Origin of the sequence: Comamonas odontotermitis (assembly GCF_020080045.1) — a bacterium.
Taxonomy (GTDB): domain Bacteria; phylum Pseudomonadota; class Gammaproteobacteria; order Burkholderiales; family Burkholderiaceae_C; genus Comamonas; species Comamonas odontotermitis.
Map to the genome: position 1 here is coordinate 2,947,015 of NZ_CP083451.1, position 13,683 is coordinate 2,960,697.

The window sequence follows — 13,683 nt, forward strand, 5'->3', positions numbered from 1 at the left end:
GCGTTGGGTTAGTAAATTGCTGGTGTGGTGTGATTTGGTGTGACGTGATGTGCGGTGCTCAGTTGGCCAAGCTCTCTGCATGAAGCACAAACCGCCGGGATCCTGGTTTGCTGCCCATGTAGGCCTTGGCAATCTCAGGCCACTCTTGCTGCAGCAGCGCTGCATTGAAGACCTTGCTGTCCTTGCTGCGCTTCCAGCTGACTGTCCCTCCTGCAAATCGGGCAAAGCTGGCGGCGCCCATGCGTTGCTGGATCTGGTGTTTGAGCAAGGCTTCTTGAGATTCCCAATCACTGATGAGCTGGCGAACGTGACTGAGTTGCGCAAAGGCACCAGATGCCGCCTCGTCTTCTGACAGATCAATGTCCTCTGTTGATTTCCACGCAGAAATGACCCAGTAGCCCCCGGGAGGGGATGCGGATAAAAACTTGGACTGGTTTACGCCGCAAGTCCAAGGCTCGCCCGGTATTCAACAGGGCTGAGAGAGCCAAGGGATATCTTGATCCGCTTCTCGTTGTACCAGCGGATGTACGAGTCGACCACCTCAATGAACTGCTCGATGGTCGTGCCCTTCCAGTCCCGAGGATAGAACAACTCGTTCTTGAGGCGGCCGAAGAAGCCTTCGCAAGCCGCGTTGTCAGGAGAGCAGGCCTTGCGAGACATCGAGCGGGTGAGGTTCGCCTCGCTCATCCTAGAGAGCCAGCCTGGCCAACGGTAGTGGCCACCACGATCAGAGTGGACCACTGGACGATCGCTTGTGTCTGCCACTGTCTCAATAGCTGCATCCAGCATTGAGTTGACCAGCTCTGCGTCCGGGCTCGTTCCAATGGTCCAGCTCACCACCATGCCGTCGAAGCAATCGATGATGGGTGACAGGTACACCTTGCCTGCTGGGATCTGGAATTCTGTAATGTCCGTGAGCCACTTTTCATTTGGGGTGGCCGCCTGGAAGTCACGGTTGATGATGTTATCTGGTGCCGGGCTGATCTCGCCGAGGTAGGACGCGAACCTGCGCCGCTTGGGCTTTGCGACGACCAGATTCTCTTGCTTCATCAGCCGCTGCACCACTTTCTCGGAGATCGGGCCTTGCTCTCTGGCCAGAGAGGCTTGCAGCCTGCGGTAGCCGTAGCAGCGGTGGTTGGACTCAAAGATCTCGGTAAGGGACTGGCGCACCACAAGGTACTTGTCGCCGACCACTGTGCGGGACCGATGGTAGAAGTACGAGCTGCGTGCAAGACCCAACTGTGCGAGGAGCTCTGGCAGGCGGTAGTGCTCCTTGAGGGCGTCAATCAGCAGTGTCTTCTCCCGGTTGGACAGGAGCTGCAGATCGACGCCCAGACCTTTTTTTAACAGTTCATTGGCCTTGTTCAAGAGGTCCTGCTCAAGGCGCAGTTGCCTGACTTCGCGGCGCAGTATCTCAACCTGGCGCTCGAGTTCTTCGCGCTCTCGCTCCTGCGGTGATTGATCGGTGTGTTTCATTGATGCGGGTGCCTCACGTCCCAGCAGCTGGTTCTTCCAGTTGTACAACGTTGGCCGGCATACGCCGAACTTATCAGCCACTGTTTGCGCACTTTGCTGCCGAGTGCAAAGCTCCATGACTCCCGCTTGCTTCAAGCTCTCGGGATACCTTCGTTGACCCACACTGCTAACCAGAGCCCTTCTGGCCTCAGGGAATGCCTCACGCACCCATTTGGTAAGCGTTCCACGACCGGGGTAGCCCAGCGCCCTCATGGTGGCCGCGATGCATCGGTCATGGGTGAGGTAGTGCTCGATGGCTGCGGCCTTCTGCGCCTGCGAGAACTTCGGTTCACGGCCTGCGTAGCCAGCGGACAAGTCGAGCTTGAGTTGGTACTCGTTGTACCAACCCTTCAAAGAATTCTTCGTCGGATAGCCCAGCTGCCGGATGGTGGGCCTGACGCGCTTGCCCAGCTTGATGTAGAGCTCAACGGCTCGGATTCGATCTTCGTAGGAATACATGAACTACCTCCTGGTAGTCCAAGTTTTCGTCCGCATCCCCGGTGGGTCAGGTTTGCGTGGAAATCAACAGTGAGGTCCTCTGGTCTCGGCATCATCTTGAGCCGTGGGTCTGATCCCCCGAAGGTTCTAGGAACCCAAACTGCGTCATAGGAACCCACTGGCTCGGTATTTCGGCTTCTCAAGCGCTCTACCAGAAGCGCATTGAACGCCGTCGCAGCGATGTCAAGACGCTCCCAACGTGGCTCATCACAAGGAAGCTCGCCTCGCTTCGAGCCCATGTAGGCCAGAAGGCGAGCATGGTTCAGTCGGGCCCGAGCGTCGTTGAGAAACTCTTCTGACAACGAGCCATGCGCGTCCGCCTTGGCTTCGGCTAGGTGAGCCGCCCAGTCCATTAGAGCTTGAACGCTGTGTGGGCTCCCCTCGGTCGGACTGCCGATCTGGATGAGCGAAGCGGCATCTTTGCCGGCAACTCGCCTCAGTTGCCCTGATGCACGCGTGAAGGCACGCATCCTTCGCGAGCGAGGCGCCGCTAGCCATGTCGAGTCATTGAGCGTGTCGTCTGCGGTTGTGCCGAATGCGAATGCAAGAATTGCCAGCGATGCGTTGTACGTAGAGCGCTTCAAAAGATCAGTCGCCATCCCAGCAGATAGCGCTGCAAGGTAGTCGTTCGGATCCTTGGCGTGTTCTGTTGGCACGCCCACTTCATCCAATCTCGCATCGGTCGGCCAACAGAAATTGCAGTCCAGACCGGCCGCCAACAGCTTCAAGCATGCGTCGGCGGCGCCCCTCAGGCCGGCTTCGTCTCTATCGAAGCAGACGTTCACGGTCACCGTGGTCGCCTGACCAGGCAAGCTATTGCACAAGAACTTGATCAGTTGGACTTGCTGCTCGCTCAGCGCGCTACCCATGACGGCGACCGCATCGAGACCGACACTTTCTAGCCTCAGCGCGTCCAGAAACCCCTCGCACAGATAGAGCGACTGCTCCTTCTTTCCCTGCTTTGCACCTTGTCGTAGCATTTCAAAGGCGTGCTCGGCGCGATAGAGGACTCGCGCCTTCGCGAAGCCGCGGGTGAACTGGTACTTCGGGCTGACTGATCCGCCGGGATCGCCTACAGATCTAGCCCCCAGGCCGACCAGTTGCTTCTGGTCGTCGTACAGCGGAAAGACGACACGCTCACCAACGAAGAAATCGCTGTACTTGGTCGACGATGCGTCGCCCGCGTTGAGCGGCAGATGCAGCGCCGCTTTGACGCCTGGGAACAGTCGCCTTATGAGATAGGCGTCCTCCAGAAGTCCTGCTCGTTCGCGCCTTCTAGATCCATCCTTCTCCGCATCAAGTCGTCCGGACAGGAAGTTGCTGCTCGCATGTGCGAAGCCGGCCCGCCGAATGATCGCTGGGTCGAGATTCCGCTCAGTTATCCATGCGTCAAGGCGTTCAGCACTAGAGCCGCGTTGATACATGCTCAGTGCCAGCTCAAGGCCCGAACTGGCCTCTAATCCGCTACTACTCTTCGACCGGCGCGTGTTTGCAGGCTTGCCCGTCGAGCCGATTGCAAAGCCGCTGGACAGCCACTCTACGGCTTCTCTGAAGCCGACATTGAGACGTTCCTTGACTAGGTCAATTGCATCGCCGTGTGCGCCGCAGGCGAAGCAGTGGAAGTGCTGTCGGCCGTGGTCTCGGCTTGAGTCGATGAGCAAAGACGGCGTCTTGTCATCGTGGAATGGGCATAGAGCCTTCGCCTTTGTGCTGGTTTCAACGCGTAGCTCCATGCCTAGACGCTTCGCAACTTCATCGATTGGAACGCTGGCAAGAAGCCTGTCGTAGTCGATTCTTGGCACTTTTTTCCTCCCTTGTTGGCGCGTTGACCTCGGCCTGCTCTGCCACGGATTGTTTGGCAACTTCGCTCTTTATCGGAGCCCCCACAAACGTGCCGCCGACGGTCAAGAACGATCCATGTAGATAAAGTTTAGCTGCGGGGCACCCATGTAGATTCGTGCATACCCGCTAAGGTGCGAGTTGCCGTCAGGCGTAGCGGGGGCAGCGAGTGGACGGACTACCAGCTTGTAAGCCGCCGAGGCTGGCGCGGCGACGATGGTGTCATCGAGTCGAGCGCCGACGCTCATGGCCGAGTACCAGTGGCCACAAGTGGCTGCTTACGGGTGCCTGAGGGCAAGGCGCCGTTGTCATGCAGCTTTGGTGCGCCTTGACTGGCTGCAACGGGTCGGTAGCGGAACCTGGCCGCATTCATACCGGCTTAGCCCGTGCCTGAAGCGCCGAATGTCCGATATCTGACCCACACCGATCATTCAGTGCACGACGACAGACGTCTGCACCCACTGCATACCAATCCATCGCCAGCAGCACGCCATCCGCCCCATCTTCACGCCTGTCGCACCAGAGGAACAACCTCGGCGCCTAAACGCAGCCGGTCAAGGTAATCTGCCCACATCTGGACTTGATCATACCGCTTTTTTAGATACTGAGTCCGGTTATAGCTGCGCCCGTTGGAGTCTTTGACCGCGTGAGCCAGATTGGCTTCGATGGCCAAAGGATCAAGATCTAACTGGTCAACCAGCATCGTCCGAGCGCTGGCACGAAAACCATGCCATGACTGCTCCGTTCCAAACCCTAGCGAATACAGAGCACTGCGAACAGAGTTATCGGACATCGGCCTTTCATGGTCACGCTGCCCTGGGAAAGCATAAATGCCACGCCCCGTAAAAGCTTGCAGGTTTCGCAACAGCTCTACAGCCTGCGTCGGTAGCGGAACCACATGTGGCTCTCCCTGCTCCTTTTCTACCTTCGTGCGCTTCATCTTCATGCTGGGAATTGTCCAAAGCGCGGCATCAAGGTCCACTTCTGCCCATTCCATCGTGCGAAGGTTTCCAGGACGCTGGTATAACAAAGGTGCCAGCAAAAGCGCCGTTCGCACGGTGTGACTGCCTTTGTAGACATGCATTGCGCGCAGCAATTCACCAAACCGCTTTGGCTCAACAATTGCGGGGAAGTTTGTTCCCCGGTACGGAGTCAGTCGGTTCTTCAATCCGACCGTGATATCACGCTGGGTGTTCCCTGCTGTAGGCAACCAGTAGCGCCAAATCTGACGACACAGCATCAGGGCACGATCCGCCGTTTCCAAGGCACCACGCTCTTCAATTTTTTGCAGTGTTGCGAGCAACTCCATTGGCTCAATATTGGCCATTTGCCGCTCACCAATCCAGGGAAACAGGTCACGCTCCAATTGGCGCTTCGTACGCCCTGCATGGGCGTCACTCCATTGATCAACCTGCCTGCCATGCCATTCGAGGGCAATGGCCTGAAAGGTATCTCCATCACTTCGGGAGCCCTTCAGTTTTTCAAGCTTGCGTTCTTGAATGGGATCAACACCATCTGCCTTTTTCAATTTGGCGATATCGCGAGCTTTACGCGCATCAGCCAGGCTCTGAGCAGGATAGCTCCCCAGCGCCATTCGCCCTTCCTTGCCATCAAAGTACGTTTTCCAAAACCAGCGCTTGGAACCCGATGGACTTACCTCCAGGTACAGGCCAAGCGAGTCGGTGAAGCGCGCTCGCTTCTTATCTGGTGGGCAGGTGGCGTTCTTGCATTGTTTGTCAGTCAACATGTCCAAGGCTCCAAGTGGGGAACAGGTAAACCGGGGAACAAACCCCGTTACGCACACTTTACAGGGTTTTGTTCCCCGATACGTTCCCCGGTCAGCACTTGGCTGCCATGGGACACCATTGGACTAGATTGGATTGCAAACCATTGATTTCACAAAGAAAAAAGGCGTTCACTGGACTTCAGTGAACGCCTTTGGACAGTGTAATGGTGGAGCTGGCGGGAATTGAACCCGCGTCCGTAAGCCTTCGTCGAGCAGATCTACATGTTTAGCGTTCTGGTTTGAATCTCACCTGCTATATCGCGCAGACGCACGCTACATAGTAAGCCAGTACCCTATTTTCTTGTCATCTGCCAAGGCACCCGGCAGACGACCAGCTGATGAAAATTCCCTTGCAGCCTGGAGGTATTGCTACCCCCTTGCCCAGCCCATCAGCGTGCTGTTGCAAGGCTCACCGGATTTAAGCGGCGAGTGCGAAACGTTCGTCGTTTGCAGTTAGTTTTTTGAATGGAGATTTACGAGCGTCACTCAAGCTCGACATGCACCACACCGATCCCGAACCCACGTCGAAACCAGGACAGCCCCATGGCGTCTATTTTAGGACAGATTCAGCCGTTTCAAGAGCTCGTGGGGAGATTCGATGACATCATCTGCCTGCCAATGGGCAACAGATTGCTTTTCGCCCAGGTAGCCATAGACAGCAGCCACGGTATACATGCCTGCCGCCTTGCCTGCCAGGATGTCGCGCTCATCGTCGCCCACGTATACACACGACTCAGGCGCAACACCAATACGGCGAGCCGCTTCAAACAAGGGTTCAGGATGTGGCTTGGCGTGCGGCGTGGTGTCGCCACTGACGACTGCCCCCGCCGTCGCAAACAGGCTCATCTGCTGGGACAAGGGCTCCGTAAAACGCTTGGACTTGTTGGTAACCACGCCCCACTGCAATTGGCGTGTCACGATATTTGCCAACATTTCTGAAACACCATCGAAAACCGTGGTGTCCTGCGTCATACGGCGTTCGTAGTTCTGAAAGAACTCTTCACGCATGACGGGGAATTGCTCATCTTCCGGGTGCAGACCAAAGGCAACACGCAGCATTCCTCTTGCGCCTGAGCCTGCAAAAGGACGGTAATCCGCCATAGGCAGCGAGGGCAAGCCACGCACCACGCGCATCTGGTCCGCCGCAGCCCCCAGGTCAGGGGCACTGTCGATCAAGGTACCGTCAAGATCAAACAAGATGGCTTGGATGGAATTTTTCAGGCGGCCGAGCGACATCAGACTGGCTTTCGGGTTGCAATCATGTAATTGACACTGGTATCGTCATCAAGCCAGTAGCGCTGCGTAAGTGGGTTGAACTGCAAGCCCTTGCTGTGCTCCAGCACCAAACCTGCATCGCGGCAGTAGCCAGCCAATTCTGCCGGGCGGATGAACTTGGCATACTCGTGGGTTCCTTTGGGCAGCATCTGCAGCAGGTATTCGGCCCCTACGATTGCCAGCGCAAAGGCTTTGGCATTGCGATTAATGGTGGAAAAAAACACCCACCCCCCAGGCTTGACCAAGTCGTGGCAAGCTTTGGCCACCGAAGCCGGGTCGGGTACATGTTCCAGCATTTCCATGCAGGTCACCGTATCAAAGCTCTCGGGTTGCAGCATCGCCAGGGCTTCGACAGCGATTTCCTTGTAAGCCACATTGGGTGTCTGGGCCTCCAAAGCGTGCAGTTGCGCAACACGCAAGGCCTTGGCGGCCAGATCGATACCCGTGACAGTTGCACCCTTGCGCGCCATGGAATCACTCAGAATGCCACCGCCACACCCTACGTCAAGAACTGTCTGACCTTGAAGGGGACTGTAGGTGTTGATCCAATCCAGGCGCAAGGGGTTGATCTGGTGCAGAGGTTTGAATTCACTGTCCGGATCCCACCAGCGCATGGCGAGCTCGGAAAACTTGGCCAATTCGGCCGGATCGGCGTTCACTGTCTGGTTCATGGCCTCATTGTCCACCATCTGCAAGTCGGTGAAGGCATAAAAAAAGCCCCATTGCTGGGGCTTTTTTGCGAATGGGCAAGAGAATTACTTCTGGGTGCCCACCACTTCGATTTCCACGCGACGGTTCTTGGCGCGGCCAGCAGCAGTCTTGTTGTCTGCCACAGGTTGCTTTTCGCCCTTGCCTTCGGTGTACACGCGGCTCTTGTCGATGCCCTTGGACACCAGGTAAGCCTTCACAGCTTCAGCACGGCGCACAGACAGCTTCTGGTTGTAAGCATCGGTACCGATGGAGTCGGTGTGACCCACAGCAATGATGACTTCCAGGTTGATGTTCTTCACCTTGCCGGCCAGATCGTCCAGCTTAGCCTTGCCTTCTGGCTTCAGCACCGACTTGTCGAAGTCGAAGAATGCGTCAGCAGCGTAGGTAACCTTTTGGACGGTTGCAGCTGGAACAGCAGCTGGAGCAGGAGCTGCGCCAGGGGCTGCAGCAGGAGCTGGAGCCGCAGGAGCTTCAGCTGCCTTCACCAGAGCGCCATCGCAACCTTCAGCTGCGGTAGCAGGCGTCCAGTTGGCATCACGCCAGCACAGTTCGTTGGTACCGTTCTTCCACACCAGCTCGCTGGTGCCGTTTTGCCAGTTATCAACAACTTTGCCGCCGTCAGCAGCCTTAATTTGTGCTCCAGCGGCGGTTGCAAGCGCTGCAGAGGCAAACAACATCGCCACTTTGTTCAGTTTCTTCATGGTTCTCCTCTTGGGGAAAAAGCCGCAGCCGCGCTGCGAATCAAGACGTCGTCAGTGACCATCACCAAAAACGTTCTTACTTATTGTGCCATAGGCGTACCGGATCGCCATAGTTATCTGTAGCACCAAGGGTAAGACAAAAGCGCATTGGGCCTAGAATGTTGCCAGCATGCAACATCAGCTTGCGCCTAAAATGCCTGTTGTACTTCGTCACTCATGTCAGATCTATGACCCAGTTTGCAAAAGAAACTCTGCCCATCAGTCTCGAAGAGGAAATGCGCCGCAGTTATCTCGATTACGCGATGAGCGTGATCGTTGGCCGCGCACTCCCCGATGCACGCGATGGCCTGAAGCCAGTGCATCGCCGGGTTCTGTATGCGATGCACGAACTCAATAACGACTGGAACCGTCCCTATAAGAAATCGGCGCGTATCGTCGGTGATGTGATCGGTAAATACCACCCGCACGGCGACCAGTCGGTGTATGACACCATCGTGCGGATGGCCCAAAACTTCTCCATGCGCCACATGCTGGTGGATGGCCAGGGCAACTTCGGCTCGGTCGATGGCGACGGTGCCGCCGCCATGCGATACACCGAAATCCGCCTCTCCAAGATCGCCCACGAGATGCTGGCCGATATCGACAAGGAGACCGTGGACTTCGGCCCCAATTACGACGGCAGTGAGAGCGAACCACTGGTGCTGCCCAGCCGCCTGCCCAATCTGCTGGTCAATGGCTCCGGCGGTATCGCGGTCGGCATGGCCACGAATATTCCACCGCATAACCTGAATGAAGTGGTGGATGCCTGCCTGCACCTGCTGCACCATTCCGATGCCACTTTGGATGATTTGATGGAGATCGTGCCTGCGCCAGATTTCCCGACCGCAGGCATCATTTATGGCATCAACGGTGTCAAGGAAGGCTACCGCACCGGCCGTGGCAAGGTGGTGATGCGCGCCAAGGTGCATTTTGAAGACATCGACAAGGGCCAGCGCCAATCCATCATCGTTGATGAACTGCCCTACCAGGTCAACAAGAAGACCTTGCAGGAGCGCATGGCCGAGCTGGTGCACGAGAAGAAGATCGAGGGCATCAGCCACATCCAGGACGAGTCGGACAAGTCTGGCATGCGCCTGGTGATCGAGCTCAAGCGCGGCGAAGTGCCCGAGGTGGTGCTGAACAATCTGTACAAGCAGACCCAGCTGCAAGACACCTTCGGCATGAACATGGTGGCGCTGATCAATGGTCAGCCCAAGCTGTGCAATCTGAAGGACCTGATCAAGGTGTTTCTGGAGCACCGCCGTGAGGTGGTCACCCGTCGCACCGTATTCGAGCTGCGCAAGGCACGCGATCGCGGCCATGTGCTCGAAGGTCTTGCCGTGGCACTGGCCAATATCGACGACTTCATCGCCATCATCCGCAACGCGCCTACACCCCCTGTGGCCAAGGCCGAGCTGATGAACCGCAGCTGGGACAGCCAGTTGGTGCGCGAGATGCTCACCCGCACGCGCGCCGATGGAGGCGTCGTCAACGCCGATGACTACCGCCCCGATGGCCTGGAAGTCGAATTCGGCATGCAGCAGGATGGCCTGTACCGCCTGTCGGAAACCCAGGCCCAGGAAATCCTGCAGATGCGCCTGCAGCGCCTCACCGGCCTGGAGCAGGACAAGATCGTGGCCGAATACAAGGAGATCATGGCGGTCATCGAAGACCTGCTGGATATTCTGGCCAAGCCCGAGCGCGTCTCCACCATCATCGGTGAAGAACTGGTAGCACTGAAGACCGAATTTGGCCAAACCAAGCTGGGCGCCCGCCGCAGCCTGGTGGAATACAGCGCGCAGGATCTGTCCACCGAAGACCTGATCACACCTACCGACATGGTTGTTACGCTCTCGCATACGGGCTATATCAAGAGCCAGCCCTTGTCCGAGTACCGTTCGCAAAAGCGTGGCGGCCGCGGCAAGCAGGCCACCGCCACCAAGGAAGACGACTGGATCGATCAGCTTTTCATCGCCAATACGCACGATTACCTGCTGTGCTTCTCCAACCGTGGGCGCCTGTACTGGCTCAAGGTCTGGGAAGTTCCTGCAGGCTCGCGCGGATCGCGCGGCCGCCCTATCGTCAACATGTTCCCGCTGCAGGACGACGAGAAGATCAACGTGGTGCTGCCCCTCACCGGCGAATACCGCAGCTTCCCCGCCGACCACTATGTGTTCATGGCCACCAAGATGGGTACGGTCAAGAAGACCTCGCTGGATGAATTCAGCAACCCTCGCAAGGCCGGCATCATCGCAGTGGGCCTGGACGACGGCGACTATCTGATCGGCGCGGCGCTCACCGACGGCAAGCACGATGTGATGCTGTTCAGCGATGGCGGCAAGGCCGTGCGTTTCGACGAAAACGATGTGCGCCCCATGGGCCGCAACGCCCGCGGCGTGCGCGGCATGAACATCGAAGACCACCAGAGCGTGATCGCCATGCTGGTGGCCGATGCCGAATCGGCCGATGCCATGCTGTCCGGCGACGTGGAAGCTGCCGCGTCCTCCAGCGCCCAAAGCGTACTGACTGCTACGGAAAACGGCTATGGCAAGCGCACCCACATCAGCGAGTACACGCGCCACGGCCGTGGTACCAAGGGCATGATTGCGATTCAACAGTCCGAGCGCAACGGCAAGGTCGTGGCTGCCACCCTGGTGAGCCCGGATGACCAGATCATGCTGATCACAGACACCGGTGTACTGGTGCGCACCCGCGTGGCCGAGATTCGCGAGATGGGCCGCGCCACCCAAGGCGTCACGCTGATCAGCCTGGACGAAGGCGCCAAGCTCAGCGGCCTGCAGCGCATCGTCGAAAACGATGCGCAGGCCGATGAAAACGCGGAAGGCGCCGACAGCGAGGGAAGCGAAGGAAACGCAGACGACACGCCCGCAACCGAGTAAGCCCTGAACAAGCCATGTTGCGACATGGCTTTTTCTTCGATTAATTTGCTCCTTTTTATATAGCTACTACCGCCCCATGGTTGGGCGCAAGAGGCCTTTTTGATGCAACGCCCCTATAACTTCTCGGCCGGACCGGCCGCCATCCCTGAAGAAGTGCTGCAGACGGCAGCCGCCGAAATGCTGAACTGGCATGGTTCGGGCATGAGCGTGATGGAAATGAGCCACCGTGGCAAGGAGTTCATCTCCATCGCCGAGAAGGCCGAAGCCGATTTCCGCAAGCTGCTCGCCGTTCCCGATAACTTCCACATCCTGTTCATGCAAGGCGGTGGCCTGGCGGAAAACGCCATCGTGCCGCTGAACCTGTCGCAAGGCGGCGCGGTCGATTTTGTGGTGACGGGCAGCTGGAGCCAGAAGTCCGTCAAGGAAGCGGGCAAGTTCTGCGATGCGCAGACGGCTGCGAGCGACGAGGCGCAGGGTTTCACCCACATCCCCGCTGCGGCAGGCTGGAAGCTGCGCGACGACGCGCAGTATGTGCACATCTGCAGCAACGAAACCATCAACGGCGTCGAATTCCAGGATCTGCCTGATCTGGCTGCACTGGGCAGCAAGGCGCCGCTGGTGATTGATTTCTCGTCGCACGTCGCATCGCGCCCTGTGGAGTGGAGCCGCGTTGGCCTCGCCTTTGGCGGCGCGCAAAAGAACCTGGGGCCTGCGGGCCTCACCCTGGTGGTGGTGCGTGAAGACCTGCTGGACCGTGCCATGGCCGCATGCCCCAGCGCCTTCAACTACCGCCTGGTGGCCGACAACCAGTCGATGTACAACACCCCGCCCACCTGGGGCATCTACATTGCAGGCTTGACCTTTGACTGGATTTTGCGCCAACGCGAAGGCGAGCTGACCGGCGTAGCTGCGCTGGAGGCCCGCAACCAGGCCAAGGCACAGTTGCTGTACCGCGCGATCGACGGCTCACAGCTGTACGAAAACCGCGTGGCGCATGACTGCCGCTCGCGCATGAATGTGCCCTTCTTCCTCAAGGATGAATCACGCAACCAGGCATTCCTGGATGGCGCCAAGGAGCGTGGCTTGCTACAGCTCAAGGGCCACAAATCGGTAGGCGGCATGCGTGCCAGCATCTACAACGCCATGCCGCTGGCCGGCGTGCAGGCTTTGGTTGATTACATGCAAACTTTCGAAAAACAGGCTTGAGTTACAAGCCCCAGGCTTTTACCCGGAGACATTCCTGAGCTATTCTTGCAGGCTGGCGCACGCGCCCTGCGTGGCCTGACCTGCACCAGTACCCATGAGCAACCAACCCCAAGCGTCCCCCGAACTCGCCGCACTGCGTGTACAGATCGACAATCTGGACACCCAGCTTCTGACCTTGCTGAACCAGCGCGCCCTGGTGGCCGAACGCGTTGGGGAGCTCAAAAAGCGCGAAGGCACGCCCTTCTTCCGCCCCGACCGCGTCGCCCAGGTCATCCAGAAGATCGAAAACGCCAACCCCGGCCCGCTGAAGAATGCGCATGTCTCAGCCATCTGGCGCGAGATCATGTCGGCCTGCCTGGCACTGGAATCTCCCCAGCGCGTGGCCGTGCTCGGGCCTGCAGGCACCTTCTGCGAAGAAGCTGCCATCCAGTACTTTGGCGGTGCCGCCGACATCAAGTACTGCAACAGCTTTGAAGAGGTCTTCCACTCCACCGCTGCTGGCAGCTCGCAATTTGGCGTCGTGGGCGTGGAAAACTCCAACGAAGGCGTGGTAACGCGTTCGCTGGACATGTTCCTGCACACGCCCTGCCACGTGGTCGGCGAGGTCAGCATGCTGATTCGCCACAACCTGATGCGCACCAGCAACTCGCTCGAAGGCATCGAAGTGGTCGCAGCCCACCCCCAGGCGCTGGCGCAGTGCCAGGGCTGGCTGTCCAAGCACCTGCCCAACGCCGAGCGCCGCCCGGTCGAGAGCAATGCCGAAGGCGCGCGCCTGGCCGCGCTCAACCCCAACTGGGCCGGTATTGCCGGTGAGCGTGCAGCGCAGCAGTTCGGCCTGCATATCGTCAGCCACGCCATCCAGGACGACGCATACAACCGTACGCGCTTTGCCATCATCTGCCTGCCGCACACGCTGACCATGCCGCAACCCTCGGGCAAGGATTGCACAAGCCTGATCGTCTCGGTACCCAACCGCCCGGGTGCAGTACACGACCTGCTGGTGCCGCTGTCCAAGCATGGCGTGTCCATGACCCGCTTCGAATCACGCCCTGCCCGCACCGGCCAGTGGGAATACTATTTCTACATTGATCTCGACGGCCATCCCGCCCAGCCCAATGTCGCCAAGGCCCTGGAAGAGCTGCGCGAGCTGTGCGCCTTCTTCAAGATGCTGGGCGCCTACCCTGTGGGAGCTTGATTGGTGAAAAAGTTTGAA

Annotated in this window: 10 protein-coding genes and 1 other RNA gene; 3 read left to right on the forward strand and 8 right to left on the reverse strand. The window is 58.3% G+C overall.

Annotation, left to right across the window (positions count from 1 at the left end; translation table 11 throughout):
* Positions 1–58: 58 nt before the first annotated feature.
* The 8 genes from LAD35_RS13665 to ompA all read right to left on the reverse strand — a co-directional run bounded on the left by LAD35_RS13665 (position 59) and on the right by ompA (position 8,325).
* Positions 59–268, reverse strand: a complete 210-nt coding sequence (locus tag LAD35_RS13665; protein ID WP_224149585.1) for a hypothetical protein — start codon at positions 266–268, stop codon at positions 59–61.
* A gap of 167 nt (positions 269–435) precedes the next feature.
* Positions 436–1,974: an IS3 family transposase gene (locus tag LAD35_RS13670; RefSeq protein WP_224148987.1), complete on the reverse strand. Its 1,539-nt coding sequence runs from the start codon at positions 1,972–1,974 to the stop codon at positions 436–438.
* Positions 1,866–3,815 carry a CHC2 zinc finger domain-containing protein gene (locus tag LAD35_RS13675; protein ID WP_224149586.1) on the reverse strand — a complete coding sequence of 650 codons (1,950 nt, stop codon included), beginning with the start codon at positions 3,813–3,815 and terminating at the stop codon, positions 1,866–1,868. Before LAD35_RS13675 ends, LAD35_RS13670 begins: the two co-directional genes overlap by 109 nt.
* A gap of 542 nt (positions 3,816–4,357) precedes the next feature.
* Positions 4,358–5,599 carry a tyrosine-type recombinase/integrase gene (locus tag LAD35_RS13680; RefSeq protein WP_224149587.1) on the reverse strand — a complete coding sequence of 414 codons (1,242 nt, stop codon included), beginning with the start codon at positions 5,597–5,599 and terminating at the stop codon, positions 4,358–4,360.
* A 204-nt stretch (positions 5,600–5,803) separates the two neighbouring features.
* Positions 5,804–6,181: a transfer-messenger RNA gene (ssrA, locus tag LAD35_RS13685) on the reverse strand.
* Positions 6,182–6,193: 12 nt separating this feature from the next.
* Positions 6,194–6,874, reverse strand: coding sequence for an HAD-IA family hydrolase (locus tag LAD35_RS13690; protein WP_377779493.1), 681 nt, complete (start codon positions 6,872–6,874; stop codon positions 6,194–6,196).
* On the reverse strand, positions 6,874–7,584 hold the full coding sequence (gene ubiG / locus LAD35_RS13695; protein ID WP_224149588.1) for a bifunctional 2-polyprenyl-6-hydroxyphenol methylase/3-demethylubiquinol 3-O-methyltransferase UbiG: 711 nt from the start codon (positions 7,582–7,584) through the stop codon (positions 6,874–6,876). The genes LAD35_RS13690 and ubiG overlap by 1 nt, the downstream gene beginning before the upstream one ends.
* 84 nt (positions 7,585–7,668) lie before the next feature.
* Positions 7,669–8,325 carry an outer membrane protein OmpA gene (ompA, locus tag LAD35_RS13700; protein ID WP_317986707.1) on the reverse strand — a complete coding sequence of 219 codons (657 nt, stop codon included), beginning with the start codon at positions 8,323–8,325 and terminating at the stop codon, positions 7,669–7,671.
* 227 nt (positions 8,326–8,552) lie between these two features.
* Between ompA and gyrA the strand changes: the two genes are divergently transcribed.
* From gyrA to pheA, 3 genes are all read left to right on the forward strand, one after another.
* Positions 8,553–11,264, forward strand: a complete 2,712-nt coding sequence (gyrA, locus tag LAD35_RS13705) for a DNA gyrase subunit A (protein ID WP_224149589.1) — start codon at positions 8,553–8,555, stop codon at positions 11,262–11,264.
* Between the two features lie 102 nt (positions 11,265–11,366).
* On the forward strand, positions 11,367–12,470 hold the full coding sequence (gene serC / locus LAD35_RS13710; RefSeq protein ID WP_224149590.1) for a 3-phosphoserine/phosphohydroxythreonine transaminase: 1,104 nt from the start codon (positions 11,367–11,369) through the stop codon (positions 12,468–12,470).
* 94 nt (positions 12,471–12,564) lie between these two features.
* A complete protein-coding gene (gene pheA / locus LAD35_RS13715; RefSeq protein ID WP_224149591.1) occupies positions 12,565–13,665 on the forward strand; it encodes a prephenate dehydratase in 1,101 nt (366 codons plus the stop codon).
* Positions 13,666–13,683: the final 18 nt, after the last annotated feature.

What these genes read in the sequence shown, in the direction of transcription:
- LAD35_RS13670 (WP_224148987.1), bottom strand. Translation starts at nt 1,974, where the DNA reads ATGTATTCCTACGAAGATCGAATCCGAGCCGTTGAGCTCTACATCAAG.
- LAD35_RS13680 (WP_224149587.1), bottom strand. Translation starts at nt 5,599, where the DNA reads ATGTTGACTGACAAACAATGCAAGAACGCCACCTGCCCACCAGATAAG.
- LAD35_RS13690 (WP_377779493.1), bottom strand. Translation starts at nt 6,874, where the DNA reads ATGTCGCTCGGCCGCCTGAAAAATTCCATCCAAGCCATCTTGTTTGAT.
- ubiG (WP_224149588.1), bottom strand. Translation starts at nt 7,584, where the DNA reads ATGAACCAGACAGTGAACGCCGATCCGGCCGAATTGGCCAAGTTTTCC.
- ompA (WP_317986707.1), bottom strand. Translation starts at nt 8,325, where the DNA reads ATGAAGAAACTGAACAAAGTGGCGATGTTGTTTGCCTCTGCAGCGCTT.
- gyrA (WP_224149589.1), top strand. Translation starts at nt 8,553, where the DNA reads ATGACCCAGTTTGCAAAAGAAACTCTGCCCATCAGTCTCGAAGAGGAA.
- serC (WP_224149590.1), top strand. Translation starts at nt 11,367, where the DNA reads ATGCAACGCCCCTATAACTTCTCGGCCGGACCGGCCGCCATCCCTGAA.
- pheA (WP_224149591.1), top strand. Translation starts at nt 12,565, where the DNA reads ATGAGCAACCAACCCCAAGCGTCCCCCGAACTCGCCGCACTGCGTGTA.